Raw genomic sequence first — 25,363 nt, forward strand, 5'->3', positions numbered from 1 at the left:
CAGAATCGCTTAGTTTGTCCGCTGTCAAAAAAATGTCGATCACGCCCCACGCCCGGCTGCTGGGCCAGGCGCAGCAAGCGTGACAGACGTGCCGAACAGAACCATTGCAGTTTTCGCGCGGCCGCATTCCACTAAGGTGGCTGCATAAGTTGGCTGCATAAGGCGGCCCGTTGCCACCGCCACGCTCCCTGGAAAAAGGATGAGTCGAACATGATCCCGGCAGTCTTTCGCGACAGGCTTGATGCGCTGCTCGCCAGCGGCCAGCGCACGATACTTGGACTGGCCGGGCCGCCCGGCTGTGGCAAGTCCACGCTGGCACAGGCCTTGCTCGACCATGCCGGTTCCCGCGCTGCGGTGCTGCCCATGGATGGATACCACCTCGCCAATGCCGAGCTGGCACGCCTGGGTCGCGCTGCCCGCAAGGGTGCCGAGGATACTTTCGACAGCGCCGGTTTCGTCCACCTGCTGTCGCGTCTGCGCAGCCAGGTCGCCGACGAGATGGTCTACGCCCCGCAGTTCCTGCGCGAGATCGAGGAAGCCATTGCCGGCAGCATCGCCATCAGTGCCGATATCCCGCTCATCATCACCGAAGGCAACTATCTGCTGCTCGACCGCGGCCATTGGTCGCGCGTGCGTCCGCTGCTGGACGAGGTCTGGTATGTCGAGGTCGATCCCGCGCTGCGGCTGGAACGCCTGGTTGCCCGCCATGTGCAGTTCGGACGCAGCCGGGCCGATGCCGAGGCCTGGGTGATGAACAGCGATGAAATCAATGCCGCCCTGATCGCCAAGACGCGGGATCGGGCCGACCGTATTTTTCGCTGGGACTGAACTCCCGGCGTCAATGTCAGCAGTACCTGGTTGGCAGCACGCAATCAGCAATACGCATTTAGCAGCACGCAGTCAGCAGCACGCAGTCAGCAGCACGCAGTCAGCAGCACGCAGTCAGCAGCACGCAAAACGTAGAACAAGCCATCCCCCCTCTAAAAAAAACCGGAGACAAGCATGATCAGAAAATCCCTCGCCATCGCCTGTGCCACTCTCTCGCTGGCATCCTTCACACATGAGGTCCAGGCCGCTGACAAGCCGCTGAAGTCGGTCGGCGTCACCCTGGGTGACCTCGCCAATCCCTTCTTCGTGGCCATCGCCAAGGGGGCCGAGAGTGGCGCCCACAAGATCAATCCCGACGCCCGCGTGACTGTGGTGTCCTCCAAGTACGACCTCAACACCCAGGTCGGCCAGATCGAGAATTTCATCGCCAACAAGGTCGACATGATCGTGCTCAACGCGGCTGATTCCAAGGGTATCGGCCCGGCGGTGAAGAAGGCCAAGAAGGCTGGCATCGTAGTGGTGGCCGTGGACGTGGCGGCCGAGGGAGCCGATGTCACTGTCATGTCGGATAACACCATGGCCGGCGCCGAGTCCTGCAAGTTCATCGCCGACAAGCTGCAGGGCAAGGGCAATGTGGTCATCGTCAATGGCCCGCCGGTTTCGGCGGTGATGGACCGTGTCTCCGGCTGCAAGGCCGAGTTCAAGAAGTCGCCCGGCATCAAGATCCTCTCCGACAACCAGAATGCCGGTGGCAGTCGCGACGGCGGCATGACCACCATGTCCAACCTGCTGGCCGCGCACGCCAGGATCGATGGCGTCTTCGCCATCAACGACCCCACCGCGATCGGTGCCGAACTGGCGATCCGTCAGGCCAAACGCAGTGACATCAAGGTCATCAGTGGCGTGGATGGCGCACCCGATGCCGAGCGCGCCCTCAAGGACAGCAAGTCGCTGTTCGCCGCCTCGCCGGCCCAGGACCCGTATGGCATGGCCGCCGAGAGCGTGGCCATCGGCTATCAGTTGATGAATGGCCGCGCCCCGGAAAAGAACGTCAAGCTGCTGCCCGTGAAGCTGATCACCCGCGACAACGTGGCCGACTACAGGGGCTGGGTCCCGGCCAACTGATCGACTGATCTGTCGCTGCCCGGAGCGCCGGCCTGCCTGCATCGTGGCGGGCCGGTGAGTCCGATGGCGGCACCGTCCGGCGCCCTTGGGCAGCGTTGCCGCGTACGGCTGACGTTACCATTTCCTTTACGAGCTCATGACTTCCACACCCCTGCTGCGGATGACCGGCATCAGCAAGTCTTTCGGGGCCACGCGCGCCCTGTCGGCGATGCATCTGAGCATCTATCCCGGCGAAATCCACGCCCTCATGGGCGAGAACGGCGCCGGCAAGAGCACCTTGATGAAAGTCTTGTCCGGCGTGCATGCGCCGGACAGCGGCGAGATTCTCCTGGACGGCAAGCCGCTGTCCCTGCGTGACCCCGGAGCCAGCCGCGTGGCCGGTATCAACCTGATCTACCAGGAGCTGGCCGTGGCACCCAATATCAGCGTGGCTGCCAATGTCTTCATGGGCAGCGAATTGCGCACGCGCTTGGGCTTGATCGACCACGTCGCGATGCGGCAGCGTACCGATGCCGTGCTGGCTCAGCTGGGTGCCGCCTTTCGCGCCAGCGACCGCGCCGGACGCCTTTCCATCGCCGAGCAGCAGCAGGTGGAAATCGCCCGCGCCCTGGTGCATCGCAGCCGCATCGTCATCATGGATGAACCGACGGCAGCGCTGTCCGAGCGCGAGACCGAAAACCTGTTCAAGGTCGTGCGTCGTCTGCGCGACGAAGGCCTGGCCATCATCTACATCAGCCATCGCATGGCAGAAGTCCACGCCCTGGCCGACCGCGTCACCGTACTGCGCGATGGCAGCTTCGTCGGCGAGCTGACACGCCAGGAGATCGACGCCGAGCGCATCGTCCAGATGATGGTCGGGCGCTCGCTGGGGGAGTTCTACCAGCATCGCCGCATGGCGCCCGAGCAAGCCGCGACCTTGCCCACCGTATTGCAGGTGCGGGCGCTCGCCGGTGGCAAGGTCAAACCGGCTTCCTTCGGGCTGCGCGCAGGCGAAGTGCTGGGCTTTGCCGGGCTGGTGGGTGCCGGCCGTACCGAATTGGCGCGCCTGCTGTTCGGTGCGGATGCCCGCAGCGGCGGTCAGGTCCTGCTGGATGGCCAGTTGCTGCAGATCGATAGCCCGCGCGCGGCCATGCGGGCTGGCATCGCCTATGTGCCTGAGGACCGCAAGGGGCAGGGCCTGTTCCTGCAGATGGCGGTGGCGGCCAACGCCACCATGAATGTGGCATCGCGCCATGCGCGGCTGGGACTGGTCAACGGCCGCACCCTGCACGGGGTGGCGCAGGCATCGATTCGTCGCCTCAACGTCAAGGTGGCCCATCCCGGCGTGCCGGTGGGCAAGCTCTCTGGTGGCAACCAGCAAAAGGTCTTGCTGGCGCGCTGGCTGGAGATCGCGCCACGCGTGCTGATCCTGGACGAGCCCACGCGGGGTGTGGATATCTATGCCAAGAGCGAGATCTATCAACTTGTCCACAGGCTGGCCGAGCAGGGCGTGGCCGTGGTCGTCATCTCCAGCGAACTGCCGGAGGTGATCGGCATCTGCGACCGTGTACTGGTCATGCGCGAAGGCGCCATCACCGGCGAACTGGCCGGTGCCGACATCACCCAGGAAAACATCATGCGCCTGGCCACCGACACTGCCGGCGTGCCACCCGCATCTCCCCATTCACCTCAACCTTCCCTTGATCCCACCCATGGCTGAAATCGATCCCATGCATGAGACTGCACGCGCACCTTCGCGCGCCCCTTCCGGCCCCTCGCAATGGCTGCTGCACCGGCTGGGCATGTTGCCGGTGCTGGTGGTGCTCTACCTCCTCTTCTACGCGCTGACGATCTATCTCAGCGGCGATGGCACGTCCAATTTCGCCAGTGCCGAAAACACCATGAACATCCTGCGCCAGGTCGCCATCAACCTGGTGCTGGCCGCCGGCATGACCTTCGTCATCCTGACTGCCGGCATCGACCTGTCCGTGGGGTCGGTGCTGGCGGTCTCGGCGGTGCTGGGCATGCAGGTGTCTCTGGGTGCGGCGTCCGGCTGGTCGATTCCGGTCTTCGTCTTCTCGGGTTTGCTGATGGGCCTGCTCAACGGCGCCATGGTGGCGTTCCTCAACATCAATGCCTTCGTGGTCACCCTGGGGACCATGACGGCCTTTCGCGGGGCGGCCTACCTGCTGGCCGATGGCACCACGGTCTTGAACAACGACATCCCCAGCTTCGAGTGGATCGGCAATGGCGACTTCCTGCATGTGCCCTGGCTGATCTGGGTGGCGCTGGCGGTGGTGCTGCTGTCCTGGGTGATCCTGCGCAAGACGGTGCTGGGCATGCACATCTATGCCATCGGCGGCAACCTGCAGGCAGCGCGCCTGACCGGCATCCGCGTCGGGCTGGTCCTGTTGTTCGTCTATGCCATCAGCGGCCTGTTCTCGGGATTGGCCGGTGCCATGTCGGCCAGTCGCCTGTATGGCGCCAACGGCAACTGGGGCAGTGGCTATGAACTCGATGCGATCGCGGCCGTGGTACTGGGCGGCACCAGCCTGATGGGTGGCGTGGGCACGATCTGGGGAACGGTGGTGGGGGCGCTGATCATCGGCGTCATGAACAACGGGCTGACCGTTCTCGGCCTGTCCTCGTTCTGGCAATACGTGGCCAAGGGCGCGGTGATCGTGCTGGCGGTGATCCTCGACAAATGGCGCCAGAAGGATGCCAGCCAATGAACCTCAGCCTCTCGTACAAGGAGCGCAGCATGCAGCAACCCGATTTCGAAAGCCGTCATTTCCTGCAGTCGCATGTGGCCGATACCCTGGCCTTCTACGACCGCCATGCCATCGATCCGCAGGGCGGCTTCTTCCATTACCTCAAGGATGACGGCAGCGTCTATGACCGCTCGCACCGCCATCTGGTCAGTGCCACCCGCCTGGTCTTCACGCAGGCCATGGCCTATACGCATACCCAGCATACCCCGCATACCCGCCAGGAACGTTATCTGGAGCAGGCGCGGCACGCGCTCTCGCACCTGGAGCGTTTCCGCCATCCGCACGGTCCCCTGGCAGGCCTGTATGCCTGGACCCTGCGCGACGGGCAGATCGAGGACGGTACCGTGATGGCCTATGGCCAGGCTTTCGTACTGCTGGCCTATGCCCACGCCCATCGCGTTGGCCTGTGTGATGCGCAGCAGGTGGCGCAGGCCTTCGAACGCATGGAGAGCGCCTTCTTCGAACCCGCCCATGGCGCCTATGCCGATGAGATCACCCCGTCTGGCGAGCTGATTGCCTATCGCGGCCAGAACGCCAACATGCATATGTGCGAAGCCTGCCTGGCAGCCTATGCTGCCACCGGCCTGGCGCGCTATCTGGAGCGCGCCCGTCTGCTGATCGACCGTTTCGTGTTCGGACTGGCGCAGCAGTCGCAGGGGCTGGTCTGGGAGCACTACCGCCAGGACTGGACGCCCGACCACGACTACAACCGCGGCAATCGCGACAACATCTTCAAGCCCTGGGGCTTCCAGACCGGTCACCAGACCGAGTGGGCCAAGCTGCTGCTGATCGCCCACGCCATCGAGGCCAGCCCGGATTACGTCACGCGCGCGGCCGAGTTGCAGAAGGCCGCCTGGACGCATGGCTGGGATGGCGAACATGGTGGCCTGATCTACGGTTTCGATCCGGACATGCGGCCCTATGACAGCGACAAGTATTTCTGGGTCCAGGCCGAATCCTTCGCCAGTGCCTGGCGTCTGTGGCGGGTGACCGGGGATGAGGCATTCCGCCGCCAATATCACGCCATCTGGGCCTGGAGCTGGGAACACCTGGTCGATCACCAGTACGGTGCCTGGTTTCGCATTCTCGCCGCCGACGGCAAAAAGCTGGAAGACACCAAGTCCCCCGCCGGCAAGGTCGACTACCACACCATGGGCGCCTGCTGGGACGTGCTGGAGACGGGTGGCCTGCGGCCCTAGCGTGGCGGGAAGATCGGGTCGGTCGGGGACGTCAGGGGATCTTCAGGAACACCTTGTCATAGATCCTGTCGATTTCCGCCACCGATTCCGGATCGTGCCATTTTTCCACGATCGCCCGGTAGGCAGGCTGGGCGCGCTTGGCCAGCAAGACCTTGTTGACCTGCTCCACCACCTGCCGCCCCCATTCATTCCTGGGGCACATCACGCGATTGAACACGACCTCGCTGGCCTCCTGCATCGGCAGGGCCACCAGCGCGCCGGGCTGTCCCATCACGCGTGCCTGCTCGAAGGCCAGCAATGGCAATTCGATCATGTAGTCGATGCGCCCGGCCAGCAGCATCCCGATCGATTCCACCTGTTCCGAGTAGTTTTCCCTGGGTGGATAGGCTGCCAGCAGCTTGTCCACGGTCGGGCTGTAGGAGCGGTCGCGCATGACCGAGGTGGTCAGTTGCGGATTCTGCAGCAGTGCCTGCAGCGATAGCTTGCCCTTGAACTGGTCTACCCGGTCGCGCCGCATGATGATGCGCAGCGGCAGGAAGATCGAGGTCGGCAGCGACAGGTAGCCGACCTTCTCGCGTTCCGGGGTCTTCAACATGCCGTTGTAACACCAGTGGCTGCCTTTGCGGATTTCATTGTTGATGCGCGGGAAGGGCGCTTCCAGTTCCACGTGCTGGTATTGCGGCAAGCCCTTCTTGATGACGTCCAGGGTCAGGTCGAAGATACCCTGATGCGCGAATTCACCGCTGCGGATCATGTAGGGCGGCACATTGTATTTGCCCCAGACGATCTGGTCGGTCGCCTGCGCCGCCGGCTGGGTCGGCTGGGTCGGCTGTGTCGACTGTGCCAACGTTGCCGACATCGCCGATAACAGCGTGCTGCCGAGAACCAGGGAACAGGCAAGGCGGCGGAAAATGCGTGAGGGCATGCGCGACTTTCTTCAGGCAGGGGAAGGGGAAGAAGAAGGGGGCGGTGACACAAATGGCGGCGCCAGCAGGACGCGATTGCGCCCCAGCGTCTTGGCCTGGTAGAGAGCCGCATCGGCAGCCTGGAGCAAGGACTCCAGTCGCGCCCCGGGATGGGCCGGTATGCAGGAAGCCACGCCGCCGCTGATGGTGATGCGCCCCAGTGTCGACCCGGCGTGCGGCAACGCCAGGGCATGGATGGCATCGCACATGCGCTGCACGATCTGCACGCCTTGCTCGCCATCGGTGTCGGCCGCGATCACCGCGAATTCTTCGCCGCCATAGCGCGCCACGGTCTCTCCAGCGCGGCAGACGGTATCGCGCATGGTCTGCGCCACCTGGCGCAGCACGGCGTCACCCGCCACGTGGCCGTAGTGGTCGTTGTAGGGCTTGAACCAGTCGACGTCGATGAAGGCCACCGTCAGCGGCTTGCCATGACGCACGCTGCGCCGCCATTCCTGGTCCAGGGTGTCATCGAAGCTGCGCCGGTTGGCAATGCCGGTCAGGCCATCGGTGAGACTGAGCGAGCGTAGCTGTTCATTGGCCTGGGCCAGATCGCGGGTACGTTCGGCAATGCGCAGCTCCAGCGATTTGTTGAGTGCGCGCAAGGATTCCTTTTCCTGTTCCAGCTGGGCGTAGAGGGTGCGATTCTGGATGGTATGGCTGCGCAGGTTGGCCAGCATGGCATTGATGGCATCGGCCAGGAAATGCAGCTCATGCCGCTTCTTGCCCGGCAGCTCGATGCTCTGCGGCGAGTCCGGCAGGTCCGGGCGGTTCAGGTCCTGACGACGCACGAAGCCTGACAGGCGCGTGATCGGCCGGCCCAGCCAGCGATTGAAGACATAGAGGAAGATGAACCACAGCACCAGCGTCTTGATCACCGAGTTGATCAGGATCAGCGTAAAACCATAGGCCACTTTCTGGATCACCACGTGACGGCTGGAGTACACGGTCCAGGCACCGATGTCGTGCGTCACGCCATGTTCATCGCGATACAGGATGGGGAAGCGATGGCTGGTGGCGGCGTTGAGGAACCCCGTCCGCACCGGGCTGCGCTGCCCCTCGGGATCGACATGGATCTGGCGGCCGTCGTGATCGACGATATTGCCCTGAGCCATCACCAGCCGACCCTGCGGATCTTCGATCTTCACCCCGGTCACCACCGGCAGGTTGCTGATGCCGCGCAATGTGGCCTTTTGCACATCGCCCTGGAAACGCCAGGTCGAACTGGCCAGGCTGGCGCCGAAGGTCAGGTCCATGGCCCGCAATTCGTTATCCACGCCGGACTGGGTGTGCTCGTACTCGGCCCCCAGCTGCAGGCAGGTGACGATCAGCGTCACCAGGAAGTAGCTCCCGAAAATGATGCGCAGCAGGTGGACCGCCAGGGAATTCTTGGAGAGCAAATTCATGTTCTTGCGTGATGGGGAAGCTCTGCTCAGTATTGAGAGAATCGACAGAGCGGAAGGCGCTGCCATGCGCCCGCGGCCTCCCCTGCAGGTTGACGCTGCGTCCCGCCGGGCGGGATCGGGTGCGTTGGCAAGGCATGCTGCTGCCTCATGGAATTTCCTCCCGCTGGAATGAAAATGATCAACGTGCTGGTCGTTGAATGCGTGGAGCAAATTTTAACAGTTAGGTTTTGCGAAACTGCCAATGATGTTGGCTAAATTGCGCCCGCAGGGGGGCCGAGAAGTTTGCGGAGGGGGATGGATGCGAAGGGTTGGTGAGGATTGCGGCAGAAGGGGCGCAATCAGGTCGCCGCAAGATGCCGTTCGGCAATCACGAACTCGACCTTGACCCCGGAAACCGGTGCCACGAAGAGCTGCCGTTCCTGCAGCGCATCGATCGTCTCGATCCGATAGCGCAGGCGCTGCACATGCAGACGCTGCAGCAGCGCCTGCCATTCCGGATGACTGTCGATGCGCAGCGCCAGATGGTCGATGCGTGTGGCTGGCGGCCCATTGCTGATGCCGTGCCGTGCTGGCAGGGTGATGCGTTCGATGAGATGCAGCACCGGCTGCTGGCCGAGGTAAAGCCAATGGCCGACACTGCCGAAGGGCGGCCTTGGCCCCTCCGTCAGGCCGGCCACTTCCACGAAGAACTGACGCAGGAAGCTGCAGTCACCCGCCACGATGGTGATGTGATCAAGATGCATGCGATACCTGATCTCTACAGCAGCCCGCCACCGTCGACATCGACCACGCTGCCGGTCATGAAACCGTTCTGCATCAGCAGCAGGTAAGCCTGCGCCAGGTCCGCGCCCTGACCCACGCGTCCCACCGGCAGCTTGCCTCCGGCACGCGCGGCCATGGCCTTGCGGTCGGCCTCGCTCATGTCGCCCCACATGCCACTCTCGACCATGCCTGGGCTGACCACATTCACGCGCAGGGGCGCCAGTTCCTTGGCCAGGGTCTTGGCGAGGATTTCGGTGGCGGCATTCATGGTCGCCTTCACCAGCGCACCCGGCGCCGCCTTGCGTGCCAGCAGGCCGGAAGTGAAGGTGATGGAACCGTTGGGCTGCAGATAGGGGAGTGCCTGTTGCGCGGCGCGTATCTGGCCGAAGAACTTGACGTTGAAGGCGGCCATGGCGTCGGCGATCTTCAGGTCGGCCAGTCGCGCCGACCCGATCACGGGACCGGCCGTGACCACCAGATGATCGAAGCTGCCGATGCTGGCAAACAATTGCGCCACCGACGCATCGTCGCCGATGTCGACCTGGGCCGTGGTGATGTGGGTGGGAAAGTCGGCCGGCGCACTGCGGCGCCCGGCCACGGTCACCTGCGCGCCGGCAGCGGCAGCCTGTTCGGCGACGGCGCGACCGATGCCGGTCAGGCCGCCGATGACGACGATTTTCTGGTCTTTCATGATGAGACTCCTTGAGGGATCAACCGGTGGATGAGCTTCAGGCGGCTGCCGCGGTGGCAGCCGGCAGGGCCGGGTAGTCGGTATAGCCGAGCTCGGTACCGCCGAACAGCGTGGCGCCATCGAATTCGGCCAGGGGCAGGTCTTCGATCAGGCGGCGCGGGAAATCCGGATTGGCAACAAAGGGGCGGCCGAAGGCCACCAGGTCGGCGTAGCCGTGTTCCAGCACCCATTGCGCACGCGCCTTGTTGTAGTTGCCAGCCACGATGATGGGATGGCTGAAACGCTCGCGCAGTTGCTGGCGGAATGCTTCGGTCACGACCGGCGCATCGTCCCAGTCCGCTTCCACCAGGTGCAGATAGGCAATGCCGCGCTGCTGCAGCCAGGCGGCCGCATCCAGGATGGTGGGCAGGATGTCCGGGCAATCCATGCCGCGAGCGGTCAGGAAGGGCGCCAGGCGGATCGCGGTGCGATGCGCACCGACTTCATCGGCCACTGCATCGACCACCTCCTTCAGGAAGCGCAACCGGTTTTCGCGTGAACCGCCGTATTCATCGGTACGTACATTGGAAGTGGTGCGCAGGAACTGGTCCACCAGGTAACCATTGGCGCCGTGGATTTCCACACCATCGAAACCGGCGTCGATGGCATTGCGTGCAGCGCGGCGGAAGTCCTCCACGATGGCCTTGATCTCCTGGCGTTCCAGTGCACGCGGGGTCGGGCTGGCGACCATGCCGCCCTGGCCGGTGACGGGGTCCACCTTCCAGATCTGGCCTTCGAAGGGCATTGCCGAGGGCGCCACCGGCAGCGCGCCGTCGTGGAAGTCGGGATGCGACATGCGGCCCACATGCCACAGCTGCAGGAAGATACGGCCATTGGAACGATGCACCGCCTCGCTGACCAGGCGCCAGCCGGCGACCTGCTCGGGGCTGTAGATGCCGGGGGTAAAGGAGTAGCCCTTGCCCTGCGGCGAAATTTGCGATGCCTCGGTGATGATCAGCGCAGCCGAAGCGCGTTGAGCGTAATGCAAGGCATTCATGGCATTGGGAATGTCACCCGGCTGCGAACTGCGTGCGCGGGTCATGGGCGCCATCACGATGCGGTGGGGAAGCGAAAGCTGGCCCACGGTCAGCGGTGCCAGCAGAGAGGTCGGGGTTTGCATGAAAGACTCCAAAAAGGGGCAAGACGATCAAAGGGTTCATCAAAGGGTTCAAGCGCTGATGGAGGTCATTATGCGAACCGCATTGGAATTTGATAATTGGTCTAGTATTTGAATAATTATCAAATAGAGTGGAATAATGGCAGCGCAAAACCTGGGTGATATCCGACTCTTCGTGGAAGCCGCCGGCCTGGGCAGCCTGTCAGCAGCGGGGCGCAAGATCGGCCTGTCCCCGGCGGCCGCCAGTGCGCGGCTGGTCAAGCTGGAGGCGGAACTCAACACCCGGCTCTTCGAGCGCACCACGCGCCGCCTGCGACTGACCGCCGAGGGGGCGCTCTATCTGTCGCACTGCCAGCAGGCCCTGGCCGCGCTGGACGATGCCCAGGCGGCCCTGCAGGCAGGCCGCAGCGCGGTCAGCGGCAAGTTGCGCATCGCCGCCACCTCCGACTTCGGCCGCCATGTCCTGCAGGGCTGGCTGGAAGAATTCAATGCGCTGCATCCCCAGATCACGCTGGCCCTGATCCTGGGCGACACGGTCGCCAATCTGCTGCAGGACGACCTGGACCTGGCCATCCGCTTCGGTGTACCGCAGAACAGTTCCATGGTTGCCCGCCCGCTGGCCCCGAACCGCCGCGTGCTGTGCGCGGCGCCGTCCTATCTGGCCGGTCGCCAAGCGCCGCAACAGCCGGCCGATCTGCAGCATCAGGACTGCATCGTGCTGCTCACGGCCAGCGGTCCGGCCAACGAGTGGCGCTTTGAGCGTGACGGCGTGGTGCAGACCCATACCGTTCCCCTCACCAGCGCACGCGAAACCAACGACGGCGCGCTGGCCCGTCAGTGGGCCATCGAAGGCAAGGGACTGGTCATGAAGTCGATCTGGGACGTGGCGGCGGACCTGCGCGAGGGCAACTTGCAGGTGGTGATGCCGCAGTGGCGCGCCCCGGAAGCACCGGTGCATGCGCTTTACCAACGCACGCGCTACATGGCGCCCCGGGTGCGGGCCTTGCTGGATTATCTGGTCGAGCGGTTCGAGGTGGCGGGAGGCGAAATGACGGCGCTGCTTGAACTGCGTTAGTACTGCGGTTGGCAAGTATCGGCGACCATCTTTTCCTGGGAGCAATCGTCGATGGTTAACCCGCGACTGTTCCGTCCTGCCCTAAATGCGTACCTGCCCCCGGTTTGAAACCCATGCATTCATGCCGGTGCAGTTACGTAATCGACCGCCGAGCTGTGGTGTGAGGAATACATCGGCAATCGCTTATCTGATAATCGGAATCTAGTCGTACTTTCCAGCTTTTTGTCATAAAACACAACATTCCGCCAGGAATGATGTTATTTTGGAAATATAAGAAAAATCCTATAAGATGGATTAAAAAACTCCTAAATAACCCTATATTTCTCGATTTCTCTCAGAATGATCTTGGGCTCGAGGCCGCCTTATGATAATTCGATCTCATCATCCGGGATGAATTTAGGTTAAAAATTCCTCAGTTCGTTGCTTCTCCAATGCTCCGCTTTTACAATGTGACATCGGGATTCATCGGGATGTTTGCGATTATTTACTGAATACTTCGCCGCCTGATTAAGTGAATAAGTGAACTATCTTCACTGCGTGTTGGATTCGGAAGTCAAGCAGGCGTCTGAGCTTACGAGGGGGCAGGGGAGAGCATCTTCGGGGGAAGCATGGCTCAAAGCACAACGAGCGATGGCGATAAGTTGCCACACGGAATTGACCAGAGCTCGTTGGGCAGCAGTCAGTCAAGTCCCCCTGCGTGCCTGCCTGTAGCCATCGTTGGCATGGGCTTTCGATTGCCCGGCGACCTTGGCAATGAAACCGATTTCTGGACGGCGCTGAAGGCGGGTCGTGACCTGGTGACCGAGGTGCCGGCCGATCGCTGGGCGACCGACGAACTGCAGCACGGAACACGCGCCGAACCCGGGCGCAGCATCACCTTCGCCGCCGGCGTGCTGACCCGTGCGGACCAGTTCGATGCGGAATTCTTCGGCATATCGCCGCGCGAGGCGGCCTGGATGGATCCGCAGCAGCGTCTGCTGCTGGAGCTGACCTGGGAGGCCCTGGAGCATGCAGGCGTACCGCCTGCCTCGCTGGCCGGCAGCGATTGCGCCGTCTACGTCGGCATTTCCAGTCTCGATTACGGCACCCGCGTGCTGGACGATCTGTCCAGCCTGGGCGGCCACATGATGACCGGCAACACCATGAGTGTGGCCGCCAACCGCATCTCCTACGTCTTCGATCTGCACGGCCCTTCGCTGGCCGTCGATACCGCATGTTCCTCGTCGCTGGTCGCACTGCATCACGCCTGCGTGGCGCTGCAGACCGGTCAGGCTTCCTCCGCGCTGGTCGGTGGCGTCAACATGCTCATGCATCCCTATCCGTTCGTGGGCTTCACCAAGGCCTCCATGCTGTCGGCGGACGGGCGCAGCAAGGCCTTTGACGAATCCGGCGACGGCTACGTGCGCGCCGAAGGCGGGGCCGTGCTGTTGCTCAAGCCGCTGGCCCAGGCCCAGGCCGACGGCGACGATGTATTGGCCGTCATCCGAGCCAGCGGCGTCAACGCCGATGGCGCGCGCAAGACCGGCATCACCATCCCCAGCCGCGACGGCCAGGTGGAGCTGATGCGCAGCGTTCTTGCCCGCAGCGGACTGGCGGCAGCCGAAATTGATTTCGTCGAGGCGCACGGGACCGGTACGTCGGTTGGCGATCCGATCGAGGCGGCCGCCATCGGCGCAGTCTATGGTGCCGGTTCGGGACGCGAACGGGATCTTCCCATCGGCTCGGTGAAAGCCAACCTGGGCCATCTCGAGGCCGCCTCCGGTATGGCCGGACTGGTCAAGACGGTGATCGCCCTGCGTCAGCGCGCCTTGCCGGCCAGCCTACATCTCAACGCGCCCAATCCCCGCATCGATTTCGCCGCCCTGAAGCTGGCCCTGCTGACTGACTATACCGAGCTGACCCCCGGTAATGGCCGTACGCTGATCGCTGGCCTGAATTCCTTTGGATTTGGTGGTGCCAATGCCCATGTGCTGCTGGAAGCCGGCACCCCGGCGGTGGCCGAGGTCGCCGGCAACACCCCTGCGGCCGCTGGCCTGCCACCGCTCTACCTTTCGGCCAGAACCGAAGACGCCCTGCGCGAGCTGGCCGGGCGCTATGCAAGCTGGTTGGCCGATGAGGTGGCCGACGAGCGTTGCTATGACGTCGCCTATGCCAGTGCCACCGGGCGCCAGCGCCTGGCTCGCCGGCTGGTGTGCCGGGCCGGTTCGCGTACCGAACTGGTCGCCGCGCTGCAAGCCTATGCCGCCGGCCATGCCGTGGCCACGATCGTGTGCGAAGACGAACCCGCCGAGTCTGGCGATATCGCCTTCGTCTATTCCGGCAATGGCGCGCAATGGGTCGGCATGGGACGTCGCCTGTGCGAGGAAGTCCCGCGCTTCAGGCAGATCATCACCGATCTGGATGCGCGCATGCATCCCATGCTCGGCTATTCCATCCTGGCCGAACTCTACGCCGACGGCGCACAGGCCCGTCTGGACGAAACCGAAGTGGCACAGCCGCTGCTGTTCGCCGTTCAGGTCGGCGCGACCTTGCTGCTGCGTGAACAGGGGGTGCAGCCTGCGGCCGTGACCGGCCATAGCGTGGGCGAAGTGGCCGCCGCCTGGGCTTGTGGCGCACTCAGCCTGGATCAGGCCTTGCAGGTGGTAGTCATGCGCAGTGCCGCGCAAGGCAAGACCCGGGGTGCCGGCCGCATGGCCGCCGTCGCCCTGGGCGAACAGGAAGTGCTGGAGGCCATCGTCGCCACCGGCAGTGACGACGTCGTCGTGGCCGGGATCAATAGTCCTGGCAATGTCACTCTCTCGGGGGCGCCCGAGCAACTGGCCCGCATCGAGGCGTGGCTTCGTCCGCGCGGTGTGTTCTTCCGGCTGCTCGATCTCGACTACGCCTTCCACAGCCACGCCATGGACCCGGTGCAGCAACTGCTCGTGGACAGTCTGCAAGGACTGCGACCGGGCCCAGCGGATCTGGCCATCTTCGTTTCTACGGTCACCGGTGGGGAGCTGCAAGGCAACCAGCTTGATGCTGACTACTGGTGGCGTAACGTGCGTGCACCGGTGCTGTTCGATCAGGCTATTCGTGTGCTGGCGCAACGCCACTGCCGCGTCTTCATCGAAATCGGACCTCATGCGATCCTGCAGCGCTACATCGGTGAATCGTTGCAAGGCGCAGGCGTCAAGGGCAAGGTACTGCCCTTCCTGCGTCGCCAGCATGATGGCGTGGACTGTCTCATGGATACCTTGGCGCGGGCCGAATTGCTGGCGCGTGCACCCAATCTGCAGCATCATTTCCCGCAGCCTGGACGTCCAGTACGCCTGCCCTCCTACGCCTGGCAACATGTGCGGCACTGGCACCCCAGCACCAGCGAAGGACGGCGCGCCAATACCAGCCGCCGCGAGCATCCCTTGCTCGGCTGGTCCCTTTACGACGGCCATGCCTGGGAAAACGTACTGGACGCAAGCATCCTGCCTTGGCTGAAGGACCATCAGGTTGGCGGTGCGACGGTCTTCCCCGGTGCCGGCTATACCGAGATGGCGCTGGCCGCGGCCCGGCAATGGCTGGGGACACAGGGCAGCGGTCACTATCTGCTGGATCAGGTCGATATCCTGGCGCCGATGCTCTTCGATCAGGACCAGGCCCGCACCTTGCGTCTGAGCTTGAATGAGCGCGATGGCAGTTTCTTCATCAAGAGCAAGCCACGTCTGTCGGCCGACGAATGGACGCTGCATGCCAGTGGTCGCATCCTGACCCCGGGCAAGGGATGTCGCGCCGGCACCATCAGTGTGCCCGCCGACGCCCGCGTGATTGACGCCAACGAGCATTATGGTTTTACCGCTGCCGTCGGGCTGGAGTATGGCCCTGCGTTCCGCGGCTTCAGCCACGCCCGCGTCGCCGGGCGCAGCATGGAATTGCATCTGTCCCTGCCGTCTGCGGTGCAGAACGGCCTGGCCGACTACCTGCTGCATCCAGCCCTGCTGGATGTCTGCTACCAGGCACTGGTCGGCTTTTTCGGAGACGAAATCCGCGCTGGCCAGGGGCGCGCCTTCCTGCCTGTCAAGACCGCACGCGTGGAGGTATTCGGCGCGGCTTGTCCGCAGTTCGCCCGCTTGCATCTCAAGCGCGTCAGCACGCGCGCCGCCCTGGCCGATATCGAATTGCATGATGCCGATGGCGAACTGGTGGCACGCCTGAGCGATTGCCGGTTCCGCGCCGCGCCGTTGGTTCAAGGCGCCGGTGGTGCGGTCAGCCTGTGGCAGACCAGCGCGCGCCTGGCACCTCGCGCTGACGGCGCTGGCCACCTGCACAACCAAGAGGCGCTGGCGCTGGCTCCAATGGTCGATAGCATTCGCCAGACCCTGTCTCAGATGGCCGCACAGCGCCAATCCTGGTTCAACGAGAACCTGCCGCTGCAGGAAGCCCTGGTGATGGCCTTCCTGCACGAAGCCTTGCGCGATGGACTGGACCCGGCCTTGCTGGAACACAGCGCCTATGGCCGCTGGGTGCGCCATGTGCTGCATGCCGAAGGCCTGTTGAGCCGTGCAGGTCAGCACTGGCAACTGCATGCGGATTCCGCACTGCCGCCGGCTGCAGAGATCTGGAAACTCCTGCTCACGCAGTCCCCCCAAAGCCTGCCGCAACTATTGCTGGCCGGTCGCGTGGGCCTGCACCTGCCGGCACTACTGGCAGATCCGTCGCTGCATGAGAGCTTCTGGATGCAGTTGGCGCGTATGCCCGCGGTGGAAACCCAGCTTGACAGCGACCCCGTCTATACCGGCAGCACGCGCGGCATCGAGCAACTGCTCTCCGATCTCGCCCGGGTCTGGCCCATCCAGTCGCGCCTGCGCATTCTGGAGATATCTGTTGGCTACAGCGATGTGGCACGCCGTTTCGTACAGTCGCAATCCGAGGGCAGTCTGCATTACACCCTGGCGCTGTCCGATGAAACCATGGTCCAGCGTCACCAGGCCGAACTGGCGGGTCTGCCCGGCCTGGCACTGGCCCGGCTGGATGCCGACTGGAATGTGCACAGCGATGCAGAGCTGCCGCAGTCCTACGATGTCGTTGTGCTGCGCCACTGCCTGAACCTGGCCGCACAGCCGCAACAGGTACTGGAAAAGCTGCGCCGCCAGATCGTACCGGGCGGACTGCTGGTCGTGGCCGAGCGCCACGCCGACCTGAGTGCCGATTTCATCGAAGGGCTGCGTCCACACTGGTGGCATGCACCGGTACAGCAGGACGAGGCCGCAGATGTGCCGCTGTCTTCGCTGACCTCGCCGGCCGACTGGGAAATCTTCCTGACCCGCGCCGGCTTTGCCGACATCGATAGTTTCAGTGAACCAGATGCCGCAGGACGCGGTGCCTACCTGCTGCTGGCGCGCCATGCCGCCGAGGCACAGCACTCGCCGCTGCCGACCGGCCCGACACGCCGCTGGTCGCTCTGGTTCGACGACGCATCGGCACTGATGACCGAGCATCTGCGCGCCTGCCTGATCGCCCAAGGCCAGGAAGTCGATTGCACCACCGACCTGGAGCAGGTCCTGCACAACGGTAGCGATCATGTGGTCTATCTGCGCGGCTCGTCAGCAAGCGTCGATGCCGCAGGCTTCTACGTGAGCGAACTGCTGGATGTACTGCCCTCGCTGATGCGCTCGACACGCGTCCCCCGCCTGTGGGTAGTGACCCAGGGTGGCGCACTGGCACAGGACCTGCCCGCGCACTACCAGCACAAGCCCGCGCAAGCGGCGCTGTGGGGGGCCATGCGCGTGGCGATGAACGAATTCCCGGATCTGCAGATCACGCTGGTGGACATGGACGGCGGCGCCGGCCGGCAGGAGGACGCAGCGCGTCTGGGCCAGGAGCTGCTAGCACCGGATGGCGTCAACGAAATCCTGCTCAGCGGCCAGGCGCGCCTGGCTCTGCGCTGGCAAGCCTGCGAACAGCTTGCTACGGCAGCGTCCCAGGCCTCGGAGCCGACGCGTTTCCGTCTGGACTTCAAGGTGCCAGGCCAGTTGCGCAACCTGCAATGGTTCGCGATGGCGCCGCAGCCACTGGCCGATGACCAGATCGAAGTACGTACCCTGGCCGCCGGCCTGAACTTCCGCGATGTCATGTACCTGATGGGTCTGCTGCCCGACGAAGCGGTCGAGAACGGTTTTGCCGGTGCCAGCCTGGGGCTGGAATTCGCCGGTGTTGTTACCCGGGTCGGGGCGGCCGTCACCGATCTGCGGGTCGGTGAGGAGGTCATGGGCTTTGGCAGCGCCTGCTTTGCCAGCCATATCGTCACCCGACGCGACGCAGTGGCGCGCAAGCCTGCCCACTGGAGTTTCGAATCCGCGGCCACGGTGCCGACCGTCTTCTTCACCGTCTATTACGCGCTGTGTCACCTGGCCGACCTGGCCGAAGGCGAACGCGTGCTGATCCACGGCGGTGCCGGTGGGGTCGGCATCGCGGCCATCCAGTTGGCCCGCCACCTTGGCGCGGAAGTCTTTGCCACCGCCGGTAGCGAGGAAAAGCGTGACTTCGTGCGCCTGCTCGGTGCCGACCATGTGTTTGATTCGCGTAGCCTGGACTTCGTCGACGACATCATGGCCGCGACCGGCGGCGAGGGTGTGGACGTGGTCCTCAATTCGCTGGCAGGCGAGGCCGTACGTCGCAACTTCTCGGTGCTCAAGCCCTTCGGCCGCTTCCTGGAACTTGGCAAGCGCGATTTCTTCGAGAACACGCCCATCGGCCTGCGACCCTTCAAGGACAACATCAGCTATTTCGGCATTGATGCCGACCAGTTGCTGACCGGTCGCCCACGGCTGGCCGCACGCCTGTTCATCGAACTCATGGCACTGTTCGACGAAGGCGTGCTGGCGCCGCTGCCATATCGCAGTTTTGCCGTGCCGCATATCGTCGATGCCTTCCGCACCATGCAACAGGCGCGCCACATCGGCAAGGTGGTCGTCACGCTGGACCAGACGCCCGCGCGCGTGGAAGCCAGCGGTGCCGCGCAGCCTCTGCTGCAGGCCGATGCCACCTGGCTGGTCACGGGCGGCCTGTCCGGTTTCGGCCTGGCTTCGGCCCGGTGGCTGGCGCAACAGGGCGTGCGCAGCCTGGTGCTGGTGAGTCGACGCGGTGCGGCGACCCCTGGCGCAGTTGAAGCCATCGCCGAGCTGCAGGCGCAGGGCACGCGGGTCCATGCCGCTGCCTGCGACATCAGCGACCGCAGCGCGCTGACGGCATTGATCGACGAGATCAGCCACACCCTGCCACCGCTGAAAGGTGTTCTGCATGCGGCCATGGTGATCGACGATCGCCTTATCCCCCAGCTGGATCCTGAGGCCATCGAGGCAGTCCTGCGGCCCAAGCTGCAGGGGGCATGGCATCTGCATGAAGCGACCGCCGCTCTGCCGCTGGAGCACTTCGTGCTGTATTCCTCCATTACCACATCGATCGGCAATCCTGGCCAGGCCAACTATGTGGCGGCCAATGCCGGCCTGGAAAGCCTGGCCGGCCTGCGTCGCCGACAGGGGTTGCCAGCGATTTCCATCGGTTGGGGGCCCATCGCCGATAGCGGTTACCTGACCCGCAATACCGCAGTGCGCGACGCGCTGGAGCAGCGCCTGGGACGTCCTCCGCTAACGACCCGTCAGGCCCTGGATACGCTGGGACGGATTCTGGCCGCAGGCGGCCCCGGCGACACCCTGGCCGCTGCCAATTTCGAATGGCCTACGCTGGCGCGCCTGCTGGCGCCGGCCACCCGTTTCGCGGCACTGGACGCGGCGCGCGTGATGAGCACCGATGACCAGAACGACAGTGATTTCCGCAGCATGGTGGCCGGCAAGTCCGGCGCCGAAATTCATCAGCTGGTCAGCCAGCAGGTGGCGCGCGAGGTGTCGGCCATCCTGGGCGTGAGCGAAGAACGCATCGGCCATGAACAAGCACTGCACGATCTCGGTCTTGATTCCCTGATGGCGGTGGAGCTTGCCATGGGACTGGAGCGCCGGGTCGGTGTGCAGTTGCCGGTCATGATGCTCAATGATGCACCCACCATTGCCAAGGTCGCCGCCAAGATCACCGCACGCCTCGGCGGCGAGGACGACCCCGAAGAGGCGCCCGGTAGCGACACGCTGGTCGAGGATTTCATCCGCAAGCACGGCGAAGAGGTCAGCGCCGAAGATCGGGCCCGCATGAGCGCCGAGACCCAACGCATGAAGGCGCAAGGCGCGAGGTTGACAACATGAGCAAATTGGAAGGAAGGTCCAAGTCGGACCTGATCGCACGTTTCCTGGGCAAGAACGGCGCCGCCAGCGAAGGCGGCCGCGCTGCCGGCGCCGCTGCGCAGCCGGCGCAGACCAGGGTGTCGCAGGCGTTCACCCGCTTCGACCATCATCCGGGTTACCAGAAGATCCTCGTACCGAAGGTCGCCGCCGATCGCTTTGGCGTACCCAATCCCTTTTTCAAGGTCCATGAAGGCGTCGCCGGTGCGACTACCCGCGTCGGCGGACGTGAGCTGATCAACTTCGCCAATTACAACTACCTCGGTCTGAACGGTCATCCGTCGGTCAACCAGGCCGCCAGCGACGCCATCCTGCGCTATGGCACCACGCCGTCGGCCAGCCGCCTGGTCGCGGGTGAACGACCGGTCCAGCAGGAACTGGAACAGGCGCTGGCCGCGCTCTATGAGGTCGAGGACTGTGTGGTCTTCGTCAGTGGCCATGCGACCAATGTCACCACCATCGGTTATCTGTTCGGCCCCAAGGACCTGATCCTGCACGATAGCCTGATCCACAACAGCGTCCTGGAAGGTGCCCGGCTATCCGGTGCCACGCGACGCTCCTTCCCGCATAACGACGCGGCGGCACTGGACGCCATCCTGGCCGAGGTGCGCCCGCGTTTCGAGCGGGTGCTGATCGTCATCGAAGGTCTCTACAGCATGGACGGTGACATTCCCGACCTGCCGGCCTTCATCGACATCAAGCGCCGCCATGCTGCCTTCCTGATGGTCGACGAGGCGCATTCGCTGGGCGTGCTCGGCCAGAGCGGACGCGGTCTGCGCGAGCACTTTGGCGTGGCTGGCAAGGATGTCGATATCTGGATGGGCACGCTCTCCAAGACCCTGGCCAGTTGCGGCGGCTATATCGCCGGTGAGCGGGCACTGGTGGAGCACCTGAAGTACGCCGCCCCCGGTTTCGTCTACAGCGTCGGTATCTCGCCCCCGTTGGCGGCGGCCTCGCTGGAAGCGTTGCGCATCATGCTGGCCGAGCCGCAACGGGTGCACCAGCTGCGCGCGCGCACCGGACAGTTCCTGCAAAGGATGCAGGAGTACGGCATCAACACCGGCTATGCCCAGGGCTATGCCGTGGTGCCTGTGATCACGGGCAGTTCGATCAAGGCCGGCAAGCTGTCGGAGCAGATGTTCCAGGCCGGCGTCAATGCTCAGCCGATCATTTATCCCGCCGTGGAAGAGAAGGCCGCGCGCCTGCGTTTCTTCTTCTCCGCCATGCACAGCGAAGAGCAGATCACCACCACCTGTGAGCTGCTCAGAAAACTGGTCGGCTGACAGGCCGCCCATAGCGATACCCAAGAAGATACCCAAGCCATGCATTCAATGACCCTCCGGGCGCGTCTTGCCCTTCCCTTTAGCCTGATCGCGCTGCTGGCCGGTTGCGCCACCATGCCAGGCTGGATTCCTACCTCCGGCGCCAGCCGTGCGCAGGTGATCGAAGAGCCTGCCTCGGGTCGCATCGAGGGTATCCAGCTGGTCGATGTGGATGATGCACTGGCACGCAGGCTGGCTGCCAGCCGCAAGCACGAGCAATTCGCCAGACTGTTCGACGGCAAGGCCGATGATCGTTACCTGGTGCGTTCCGGCGATGTGGTCGACGTCACCCTGTGGGAGACCCCGCCCGCGGTGCTGTTCGGAACCGTCTCCGCGGACGCCCATGTCAGCGCGACCACGGTGCAGCCGGTCGCCTTTCCTTCGCAGATGGTGTCCTCGGACGGCACCATCGGTATTCCCTTTGCGGGTCGCATCGTGGCCAATGACAAGACCACCGAAGAGATCGAGCGCGAGATTGTGCGTCGCCTCAACGGCAAGGCCAACAGGCCTCAGGTGATGGTGCGCGTGGGGAAGAACAATTCATCCAACGTGACCGTGGTGGGCGAGGTCAGCAACAGTGTGCTCCTGCCACTGACGCCGCGTCGCGAACGACTGCTGGACGCACTGGCCGCCAGTGGCGGTGTCAAGCAACCGGTCAATCGCATGGCCATCCAGCTTTCGCGTGCCGACCTGACCGCCTCCATGCCGCTGGACGCAATCATCCGCGACCCGCGTCAGAACATTGCCTTGCAACCCGGCGATGTGGTGACCGCGTTGTTCCAGTCGCAATCCTTCTCGGTGCTGGGGGCGACCGGCAAGAACGAGGAAATTCCGTTCGAGGCGGCCGGTATTTCCCTGGCCCAGGCGCTGGCACGCTCCGGTGGACTCAACGATAGCCGTGCCGATGCCCGCGGCGTGTTCATCTTCCGCTTCGAAGATCCCGCCCTGGTGCGCAGCGCCCAGCCGCTGGCCGTGGGCGTGGACGGCAAGGTGCCGGTGGTCTACCAGGTGGACCTGCGCGACCCGGCTTCGCTGTTCGTCACCCAGAACTTCCCGGTGCAGGACCATGACGTGATCTACGTCGCCAATTCGCCGGCCGCCGAATTCCGCAAGTTCCTCAGTCTGGTGGTCTCCGTGGCAGCCCCCAGTGTCACCCTGAACAATCTGATCAAAGACTAAGTGATCGAATCTTCTGACAATTCACTGGCTCCCCGGCAGCGCAGCGCACTGTCGGTAACGCTGTCGGTCTGGCATGCGATCTTCCTGCGCGAGGCGCTGGATCGCCTGTTCGACATGCGCGCGGCCTGGCTGTGGCTCATCGCCGAGCCGGTGGTGCATATCGGCTTCATTGCGCTGATCTGGCGCTCGCTGCGCATCCAGACCATTGGTGGTGCCGACCTCGCGGTGTGGACGATGATCGGCATGCTGGGCTTCTTCCTCTACCGTCGCACCGCCCTGCAGGTGAGTTATGCGGTCGAGTCCAACCTGCCGCTGTTTGCCTATCGCCAGGTCAAGCCTTTCGACACGGCGCTCATGCGCGCGCTGCTGGAGGCCTTCCTGATGGCGGTCATCAGCGCCGTGCTGCTGTTGGGGGCGGCGCTGCTGGGACACGACACGCTGGCCGTCGATGATCCCTTGCTGGTACTGCTGTCGGCAGTGGCCTTGTGGCTGTTCGCGCTGGGCTATGGCCTGGTGGCTTCGGTGCTCATGGCGCTGGTGCCGGAGAGCGAACATGTCCTCAAGCTGCTGATGATGCCGCTCTATCTGCTCTCGGGCGTCATCTTGCCGATGTCGGCCGTGCCCGAGCCTTATCGCGGCTGGCTGATGTACAACCCGGTCGCCAACGGCCTGGAGCTGATCCGTCTGGGATACATGGAGAACTACCACGCAGTCGCCGAGACCAGTCTCGACTACCTGTTGATGTGGGCCTTGTCCAGCCTGTTCCTGGGACTGGTTCTGTACCGCCGCTTTGAACGAAAGCTGGTGATGCAATGATCCTGGTCGACGACGTTCACAAGCGCTACATGACGGAGCATGGCGTGGGACGCTGGGTACTGCGCGGCATCAATCTGCGCATCCCTACGGCGAGCAACGTTGCATTGATCGGCGCCAACGGGGCCGGTAAATCGACCTTGTTGCGCATCATCTGCGGCGCTGACCAGCCCAGCAAGGGATCGGTCCAGCGTCAATGCCGTGTGTCTTGGCCGATGGGGCAGGGCGGCCTGGAAGGCACGCTCACCGGACGCCAGAACGCGAAGTTTGTCTGCCGTGTGCATGGCCATCGCAGCGATCTGGCCGAACGTCTGCAGTTCATCCAGGACTTCGCCGAACTCGGGCCGGCTTTTGATGAGCCGGTCAAGACCTATTCGTCAGGCATGCGCTCGCGGCTGCAATTCGGACTCTCGCTGGCCTTCGACTTCGACGTCTATATCTCCGACGAAGTGACTGCGGCTGGCGATGCTGCCTTTCGGCGCAAGGCGGCAGCGGCATTCAAGTCCATGACCAATCGGGCCGGTCTGATCATGGTGGCGCACGACGAGCGCACGCTGCGCGATTTTTGCCAGTCCGGCATATGGATCCACGATGGTCGAGCCGACTGGTTCGACGACATTGAAGATGCACTGAAGGCATACAAAGAGACGTTGAACCCATGAGTAACATGCAAGCAGAAAATTCCCCAATCTCCGTCAAGGGCTCGCGCTGGGCGCGCCTGAAACAGGACTGGTTGTCCATCCGCATTTTCGGGAAGCTGATCCGTGTCATCGCCGTGCTGGCCGTGCTGATCAGCCTCTATTGGCTCTTTGTGGCCTCGGACCGATATGTCTCGGAAGCGACCGTGATCCTGCGCAAGACCGACTCCGCAGCCTCTGCGGCCACCGACCTTTCCGCCGTCACCAAGGGCATGCTGGGCATCAATCGGGCCGATCAGTTCCTGCTGCGGGAATACCTGCTGTCGGTGGACATGCTCAAAAAGCTCGACCAGAAACTGCACCTGCGCGAGCACTACAGTGACAGCGAGCATGACCCCTTCTCGCGGATGTGGCTGGGCCGCGATTCGATCGAGCATTTCCATGCCTATTACCTGTCGCGGGTCAGCGTGGAATATGACGACTACGCCGGGGTACTGCGTATCGCAGTACAGGCGTACGACGCCAAGTTTTCCCAGGATCTGGCGCGTGCGCTGGTCCAGGAAGGCGAGCGCTACATGAACCAGCTGGGCCATGAACTGGCTCAGGCGCAGGTCGATTTCCTGGTCGGGCAGGTCGATACCGCACGCCTGCGGGTACAACAGACCAACCAGGCACTGCTGCGCTTCCAGAACAGCAAGGGATTGATCTCGCCTCAGACCACGGCCGAGGGCATCAACGCCATCGTGTCCAAACTGGAAGATCAGCGCTCCCAGATCCAGACCAATCTGGCCGCCTTGCCTCGCAACCTCAATGCCGATCATCCCAATGTGGTGATGCTGCAGAACTCGCTGGCAGCGGTAGACCGCCAGATCGCCCGCGAGCGCGCCAAGCTCGCGCAGCCCGAAGGCAAGACCCTGAACTACACCATGGAAGAGTACCAGCGGCTGCAGATGGAAACGGTGTTTGCCCAGGATATCTACAAGGCCGCCCTGGCCGGGCTGGAGCGGGGACGCTCGGAGGCTACCCGGATGATCGACAAGGTTTCCGTGCTGCAGACGCCGAACCTGCCCGAGTATCCGCTGGAGCCGCGCCGTCTCTATAACGCCTTCTTCACCTTGCTGGTGGCACTCATGCTGGCCGGCATCCTGAAGCTTCTCGAAAGCATCGTACGCGATCACGTTGATTGACCTATG

At 63.8% G+C, this 25,363-nt stretch carries 17 protein-coding genes; 12 read left to right on the top strand and 5 right to left on the bottom strand.

Annotation, left to right across the window (positions count from 1 at the left end; all coding sequences use genetic code 11):
- Window positions 1–210 precede the first annotated feature (210 nt).
- The 5 genes from HFRIS_RS08435 to HFRIS_RS08455 all read left to right on the top strand — a co-directional run bounded on the left by HFRIS_RS08435 (window position 211) and on the right by HFRIS_RS08455 (window position 5,902).
- Window positions 211–828: a nucleoside/nucleotide kinase family protein gene (locus HFRIS_RS08435; RefSeq protein WP_006462877.1), complete on the top strand. Its 618-nt coding sequence runs from the start codon at window positions 211–213 to the stop codon at window positions 826–828.
- Between the two features lie 174 nt (window positions 829–1,002).
- Window positions 1,003–1,953, top strand: a complete 951-nt coding sequence (locus tag HFRIS_RS08440; protein ID WP_006462878.1) for an ABC transporter substrate-binding protein — start codon at window positions 1,003–1,005, stop codon at window positions 1,951–1,953.
- 136 nt (window positions 1,954–2,089) lie between these two features.
- Window positions 2,090–3,652, top strand: a complete 1,563-nt coding sequence (locus HFRIS_RS08445; protein WP_039875014.1) for a sugar ABC transporter ATP-binding protein — start codon at window positions 2,090–2,092, stop codon at window positions 3,650–3,652.
- Window positions 3,645–4,664, top strand: a complete 1,020-nt coding sequence (locus HFRIS_RS08450; protein WP_006462880.1) for an ABC transporter permease subunit — start codon at window positions 3,645–3,647, stop codon at window positions 4,662–4,664. Before HFRIS_RS08445 ends, HFRIS_RS08450 begins: the two co-directional genes overlap by 8 nt.
- 29 nt (window positions 4,665–4,693) lie before the next feature.
- Complete coding sequence (locus HFRIS_RS08455; protein WP_039875056.1) at window positions 4,694–5,902, top strand: AGE family epimerase/isomerase; 1,209 nt, start codon at window positions 4,694–4,696, stop codon at window positions 5,900–5,902.
- A 31-nt stretch (window positions 5,903–5,933) separates the two neighbouring features.
- Here the strand turns inward: HFRIS_RS08455 and HFRIS_RS08460 are convergent, their stop codons facing one another.
- From HFRIS_RS08460 to HFRIS_RS08480, 5 genes are all read right to left on the bottom strand, one after another.
- A complete protein-coding gene (locus HFRIS_RS08460; protein ID WP_152486668.1) occupies window positions 5,934–6,761 on the bottom strand; it encodes a TIGR02285 family protein in 828 nt (275 codons plus the stop codon).
- Between the two features lie 78 nt (window positions 6,762–6,839).
- Window positions 6,840–8,273 carry a GGDEF domain-containing protein gene (locus HFRIS_RS08465; protein WP_006462883.1) on the bottom strand — a complete coding sequence of 478 codons (1,434 nt, stop codon included), beginning with the start codon at window positions 8,271–8,273 and terminating at the stop codon, window positions 6,840–6,842.
- Window positions 8,274–8,611: 338 nt separating this feature from the next.
- Window positions 8,612–9,016, bottom strand: a complete 405-nt coding sequence (locus HFRIS_RS08470; RefSeq protein ID WP_006462884.1) for a VOC family protein — start codon at window positions 9,014–9,016, stop codon at window positions 8,612–8,614.
- Window positions 9,017–9,030: 14 nt separating this feature from the next.
- Window positions 9,031–9,726, bottom strand: coding sequence for an SDR family oxidoreductase (locus tag HFRIS_RS08475; protein WP_006462885.1), 696 nt, complete (start codon window positions 9,724–9,726; stop codon window positions 9,031–9,033).
- 37 nt (window positions 9,727–9,763) lie between these two features.
- Window positions 9,764–10,885 carry an alkene reductase gene (locus tag HFRIS_RS08480; protein WP_006462886.1) on the bottom strand — a complete coding sequence of 374 codons (1,122 nt, stop codon included), beginning with the start codon at window positions 10,883–10,885 and terminating at the stop codon, window positions 9,764–9,766.
- A 136-nt stretch (window positions 10,886–11,021) separates the two neighbouring features.
- Between HFRIS_RS08480 and HFRIS_RS08485 the strand changes: the two genes are divergently transcribed.
- From HFRIS_RS08485 to HFRIS_RS08515, 7 genes are all read left to right on the top strand, one after another.
- Window positions 11,022–11,957 carry a LysR family transcriptional regulator gene (locus HFRIS_RS08485; protein WP_006462887.1) on the top strand — a complete coding sequence of 312 codons (936 nt, stop codon included), beginning with the start codon at window positions 11,022–11,024 and terminating at the stop codon, window positions 11,955–11,957.
- Between the two features lie 608 nt (window positions 11,958–12,565).
- Entirely contained in the window at window positions 12,566–20,182 is a 7,617-nt protein-coding gene (locus HFRIS_RS08490; protein ID WP_081626833.1) for a type I polyketide synthase, read from the top strand.
- Complete coding sequence (locus tag HFRIS_RS08495; protein ID WP_006462889.1) at window positions 20,179–21,501, top strand: aminotransferase class I/II-fold pyridoxal phosphate-dependent enzyme; 1,323 nt, start codon at window positions 20,179–20,181, stop codon at window positions 21,499–21,501. The genes HFRIS_RS08490 and HFRIS_RS08495 overlap by 4 nt, the downstream gene beginning before the upstream one ends.
- A 48-nt stretch (window positions 21,502–21,549) precedes the next feature.
- Window positions 21,550–22,719 carry a polysaccharide biosynthesis/export family protein gene (locus HFRIS_RS08500; RefSeq protein ID WP_006462890.1) on the top strand — a complete coding sequence of 390 codons (1,170 nt, stop codon included), beginning with the start codon at window positions 21,550–21,552 and terminating at the stop codon, window positions 22,717–22,719.
- Window positions 22,720–23,535, top strand: a complete 816-nt coding sequence (locus tag HFRIS_RS08505) for an ABC transporter permease (RefSeq protein ID WP_006462891.1) — start codon at window positions 22,720–22,722, stop codon at window positions 23,533–23,535.
- Window positions 23,532–24,194 carry an ABC transporter ATP-binding protein gene (locus tag HFRIS_RS08510; protein WP_006462892.1) on the top strand — a complete coding sequence of 221 codons (663 nt, stop codon included), beginning with the start codon at window positions 23,532–23,534 and terminating at the stop codon, window positions 24,192–24,194. The genes HFRIS_RS08505 and HFRIS_RS08510 overlap by 4 nt, the downstream gene beginning before the upstream one ends.
- A gap of 5 nt (window positions 24,195–24,199) precedes the next feature.
- Window positions 24,200–25,357 (top strand): KpsE/RkpR family capsule polysaccharide export protein, encoded by a 1,158-nt coding sequence (locus tag HFRIS_RS08515; protein WP_244436275.1) that lies wholly within the window; start codon window positions 24,200–24,202, stop codon window positions 25,355–25,357.
- The last annotated feature ends 6 nt before the right edge of the window (window positions 25,358–25,363 follow it).

The organism is Herbaspirillum frisingense GSF30, assembly GCF_000300975.2.
GTDB classification, from domain to species: Bacteria; Pseudomonadota; Gammaproteobacteria; order Burkholderiales; family Burkholderiaceae_D; genus Herbaspirillum; species Herbaspirillum frisingense.

Coding starts and splice junctions, on each gene's coding strand:
- HFRIS_RS08435 (WP_006462877.1), top strand. CDS start 211: ATGATCCCGGCAGTCTTTCGCGACAGGCTTGATGCGCTGCTCGCCAGC.
- HFRIS_RS08440 (WP_006462878.1), top strand. CDS start 1,003: ATGATCAGAAAATCCCTCGCCATCGCCTGTGCCACTCTCTCGCTGGCA.
- HFRIS_RS08445 (WP_039875014.1), top strand. CDS start 2,090: ATGACTTCCACACCCCTGCTGCGGATGACCGGCATCAGCAAGTCTTTC.
- HFRIS_RS08450 (WP_006462880.1), top strand. CDS start 3,645: ATGGCTGAAATCGATCCCATGCATGAGACTGCACGCGCACCTTCGCGC.
- HFRIS_RS08455 (WP_039875056.1), top strand. CDS start 4,694: ATGCAGCAACCCGATTTCGAAAGCCGTCATTTCCTGCAGTCGCATGTG.
- HFRIS_RS08460 (WP_152486668.1), bottom strand. CDS start 6,761: ATGTCGGCAACGTTGGCACAGTCGACACAGCCGACCCAGCCGACCCAG.
- HFRIS_RS08465 (WP_006462883.1), bottom strand. CDS start 8,273: ATGAATTTGCTCTCCAAGAATTCCCTGGCGGTCCACCTGCTGCGCATC.
- HFRIS_RS08470 (WP_006462884.1), bottom strand. CDS start 9,016: ATGCATCTTGATCACATCACCATCGTGGCGGGTGACTGCAGCTTCCTG.
- HFRIS_RS08475 (WP_006462885.1), bottom strand. CDS start 9,726: ATGAAAGACCAGAAAATCGTCGTCATCGGCGGCCTGACCGGCATCGGT.
- HFRIS_RS08480 (WP_006462886.1), bottom strand. CDS start 10,885: ATGCAAACCCCGACCTCTCTGCTGGCACCGCTGACCGTGGGCCAGCTT.
- HFRIS_RS08485 (WP_006462887.1), top strand. CDS start 11,022: ATGGCAGCGCAAAACCTGGGTGATATCCGACTCTTCGTGGAAGCCGCC.
- HFRIS_RS08490 (WP_081626833.1), top strand. CDS start 12,566: ATGGCTCAAAGCACAACGAGCGATGGCGATAAGTTGCCACACGGAATT.
- HFRIS_RS08495 (WP_006462889.1), top strand. CDS start 20,179: ATGAGCAAATTGGAAGGAAGGTCCAAGTCGGACCTGATCGCACGTTTC.
- HFRIS_RS08500 (WP_006462890.1), top strand. CDS start 21,550: ATGACCCTCCGGGCGCGTCTTGCCCTTCCCTTTAGCCTGATCGCGCTG.
- HFRIS_RS08510 (WP_006462892.1), top strand. CDS start 23,532: ATGATCCTGGTCGACGACGTTCACAAGCGCTACATGACGGAGCATGGC.
- HFRIS_RS08515 (WP_244436275.1), top strand. CDS start 24,200: ATGCAAGCAGAAAATTCCCCAATCTCCGTCAAGGGCTCGCGCTGGGCG.